The sequence below is a fragment of the Phenylobacterium sp. genome (genome assembly GCF_030693805.1).
GTDB lineage: Bacteria > Pseudomonadota > Alphaproteobacteria > Caulobacterales > Caulobacteraceae > Phenylobacterium.
Window position 1 is genome coordinate 1 of the sequence record NZ_JAUXZW010000420.1, and the last position, 3,628, is coordinate 3,628.

At 67.7% G+C, this 3,628-nt stretch carries 3 protein-coding genes; 1 reads left to right on the plus strand and 2 read right to left on the minus strand.

Annotated elements, in window-relative coordinates; genetic code table 11:
* Window positions 1-131: 131 nt before the first annotated feature.
* Window positions 132-1,535: a methylenetetrahydrofolate--tRNA-(uracil(54)-C(5))-methyltransferase (FADH(2)-oxidizing) TrmFO gene (gene trmFO, locus Q8M88_RS17060; RefSeq protein ID WP_305598351.1), complete on the minus strand. Its 1,404-nt coding sequence runs from the start codon at window positions 1,533-1,535 to the stop codon at window positions 132-134.
* Window positions 1,536-1,683: 148 nt separating this feature from the next.
* On the opposite strand from trmFO, the gene Q8M88_RS17065 reads away from it, so the two are divergent.
* Entirely contained in the window at window positions 1,684-2,586 is a 903-nt protein-coding gene (locus Q8M88_RS17065; RefSeq protein WP_305598352.1) for a glycerophosphoryl diester phosphodiesterase membrane domain-containing protein, read from the plus strand.
* An 18-nt stretch (window positions 2,587-2,604) separates the two neighbouring features.
* Here the strand turns inward: Q8M88_RS17065 and Q8M88_RS17070 are convergent.
* The coding region (locus Q8M88_RS17070) for an ATP-binding cassette domain-containing protein (RefSeq protein WP_371132752.1) at window positions 2,605-3,628 on the minus strand (1,024 nt) is incomplete at its 5' end.

Here is a 3,628-nt window from a genome sequence, read left to right on the forward strand (position 1 = left end):
GACGCGGCGCGGCTGACGCCGGCCGGCTTTCCCGCCGTCGCCCACGCCGCCCTGGCGCGTGGGCGCGCGGGCTCCGATCTTGGCCGGCGCCTGCGGATCACCTGGGCGGTCGCCCGCGGCAGGGTCTGACGCTATTCCGCCGGTTCCGGCACGCTCGCGGCGGCCTGCCAAGCGTCCAGGTCGGCGAGCGCGCGTTCGCCGATCAGGCGCTTCTTGGTGCGTCCCTTTTCCTTCGAGCCCATGCGGCGGCCTTCGGCGTCGCGCCGGGGCGCGTCCTCCAACGGCGGGATCAGGCCGTAGTTGATGTTCATCGGCTGGAACGACCGCGCGCCGCCGTCCAGATGTCCCCCGGTGATGTGGCCGAGAAGCGCGCCCAGGGCGGTCGTCGCGGGCGGCGCTTCGATCGGGCGGCCCAGCCGCTCGGCCGCCGCGAAGCGACCGGCCAGCAGGCCTACTGCGGCGCTCTCCACATAGCCCTCGACGCCGGTCACCTGGCCCGCGAAGCGCAGGCGCGGCAGCGCCTTCAGGCGCAAGGCGCCGTCGAGCAGGCGTGGGCTGTTGATGAAGGTGTTGCGGTGCAGGCCGCCCAGGCGGGCGAACACCGCCTTCTGAAGGCCAGGGATCATCCGGAAAACGTCGCTCTGCGCGCCGTGTTTCAGCTTGGTCTGGAAACCGACCATGTTCCACAGGGTGCCCAGCGCATTATCCTGGCGCAGCTGTACGACCGCCCAGGGCTTCACCGTGGGATTATGGGCGTTGGTCAGGCCCACCGGCTTCATCGGCCCGTGGCGCAGGGTCTCGCGGCCCCGCTCGGCCATCACCTCGATCGGCAGGCAGCCGTCGAAGTATGGGACGTGCTCCCAGTCCTTGAACTCGGCCTTGGGCCCCGCCAGCAGGGCGTCGATGAACGCCTCGTACTGGTCGCGGTCCATCGGGCAGTTGATGTAGGCCGCGGCGTCCCCGCCGGGGCCTTCCTTGTCGTAGCGCGACTGTCGCCACGCCACATCCATGTCGACCGACTCCAGATGGATGATCGGCGCGATGGCGTCGAAGAACGATAGTTGCCCCTCGCCGGTCACACCCAGGATCGCGTCGGACAGGGCCGGGGACGTCAAGGGTCCCGTGGCGACGATCACGCTGTCCCATTCCGCCGGTGGCAGGCCCGCCACTTCGCCGCGCACGATGCTGATGCGCGGATGCGCCTCTAGTCGGCGCGTGACCTCGGCGGCGAAGCCGTCGCGGTCGACCGCCAGCGCGCCGCCGGCCGGGACTTGATGCAGATCGCCCGCCGACATGATGATCGACCCCAGCCGCCGCATCTCGGCGTGCAGCAGGCCGACTGCATTGCCGGTCCAGTCGTCGGCGCGGAACGAGTTGGAGCAGACGAGCTCTGCGAGCTGGTCCGTCTGGTGGGCGTCGGTGCCGCGGACGGGACGCATCTCGTGCAGGACGACATCCGCGCCGGTTTGCGCGATCTGCCAGGCGGCCTCGGAGCCGGCGAGCCCGCCGCCGATCACATGAATAGGCAAGGTCATGGGCGACTAACTAGCAACGAACGCGACGCGCCGCGAGCGCGGCCTTGCGCAGGAGGCTGCGGCTCGCCAAAGCATTGCAGCCAATGGCCTCGGCGACTCGTTGATGGGGCGCGCGCCCTTGGCTGGGCCGCAGGCCGCGAGGATTGGCATGAGCAAGTTTTCGCCGAGCGAGGCGGCTCTGGAGGGCTTCAGGCTGACGCGGGAGCGTCCGGGCCTGATCGCCACCTGGGCGGGGCTCTACTTCCTCGGCATCATGCTGCTGATCCTGACCATGGGCGCGGCGCTCGGGCCGCAGTTCGTCGCGCTGATGCGCGAGAGTGGGGGGCAGATCGAGGACACCGATGCGCTGGGCGACCTGCTGGCCCAATCCTGGCCGGCGTTCATCATCGTCGCGTCCGTCGCGGTGTTCTTCTGGTCGATGCTGAAGGCGGCGATCTACCGTTCCATCCTGCGGCCGGAGGACTCCAGATTCGCCTATGTGCGGATCGGGATGGACGAGGTGCGGCTGGCGGTCGGTCAGGTGGTCCTGGGCGCGATCGGCATCCTGTTCCTGATCGGGCTCGACTTCCCGCTTTCGGTGCTGCGCGCCGGCGGGCATCCGTCCATGTGGTTGCTGGCCGCGGTGATCGTCGTCGGCATGGTGTGGATGGGTATCCGCCTGTCCCTAACCATGCCGTTGATCTTCTATGAGAAGAAGGTGAATTTCATGTCGCCCTGGAATCTGTCCAAGGGCAGTTTCTGGTCGATCTTGGGCATGTGTGTATTGTCACTGATCTTCTACATCATGATCTTCATTCTGGTCTACATTCTGATGACCATCATCGTCGCCCTGTCTGGCGGCATGGAAGCGGTCAAGAACATCTCCAGACTGACGCCGGTGTCGCTGGCGGCGTTCATCATCACCTCAGTGATCGTGCCGATGATCATGCCGGTGATCCAGGCGGTGACCATCAACGCGCCGTTCGCCGTCGCCTATGGCGAGTTGGCCGGCGTCCCGACGCCCCACGGCCGCCGCGCCCTGGAGACGACCCCGGTCGAGGCGAACGTCTAGAACGTCAGTCGCGCGGCCTCACGCCCGTTTGCGGCGTCCGGGGGAGGGGCGGCGCGCGTTCTGGCGGTCCATCAGTTCGGCGAGGTAGCGGCCGGTCCAGCTCTGCGCGTCGGCGGCCACCTTCTCTGGCGAGCCGAAGGCGACGATCTCGCCACCCCCGTCGCCGCCTTCGGGACCGAAGTCGAGGATCCAGTCGGCGGTCTTCACGACGTCCAGGTTGTGCTCGATGACCACCACGGTGTTGCCCTGGTCGACCAGCTCGTGCAGCACCTCCAGCAGCTTCTTCACGTCTTCGAAGTGCAGGCCGGTCGTCGGCTCGTCGAGGATGTACAGAGTGCGGCCGGTGGCGCGCCTGGCTAGTTCCTTGGAGAGCTTCACCCGCTGGGCCTCGCCGCCGGACAGCGTCGTCGCCTGCTGGCCGACCTTGATGTAGCCGAGCCCCACCCGCTTCAGCGTCGCCATCTTCTCGCGCACCGGCGGCACCGCCTTGAAGAACTCGGCCGCCTCTTCGACGGTCATATCCAGAACGTCGGCTATGCTCTTGCCTTTGAACAGGATTTCCAGCGTCTCGCGATTATAGCGGTGGCCGTGGCAGACGTCGCAGGTGACATAGACATCTGGCAGGAAGTGCATTTCGATCTTGATCAGCCCGTCGCCCTGGCAGGCCTCGCAGCGGCCGCCCTTGACGTTGAAGCTGAAGCGTCCGGGCCCGTAGCCGCGCGCCTTGGCTTCGGGCAAGCCGGCGAACCAGTCGCGGATCGGCTGGAAGGCGCCGGTGTAGGTCGCCGGGTTGGAGCGCGGCGTGCGGCCGATCGGCGACTGGTCGATGTCGATGACCTTGTCGAACAGCTCCAGCCCTTCGATGCGATCATGCGCGGCGGGCGCGTCGGAGGCGTTGTGCAGCCGCCGCGCGGCGGCCTTGTACAGCGTCTCGATGGTGAAGGTGGACTTGCCGCCGCCCGACACACCGGTGATGCAGGTGAAGGCGCCGGCCGGGATCTCACCGGTCACGGACTTCAGGTTGTTGCCAGTGGAGCCGATC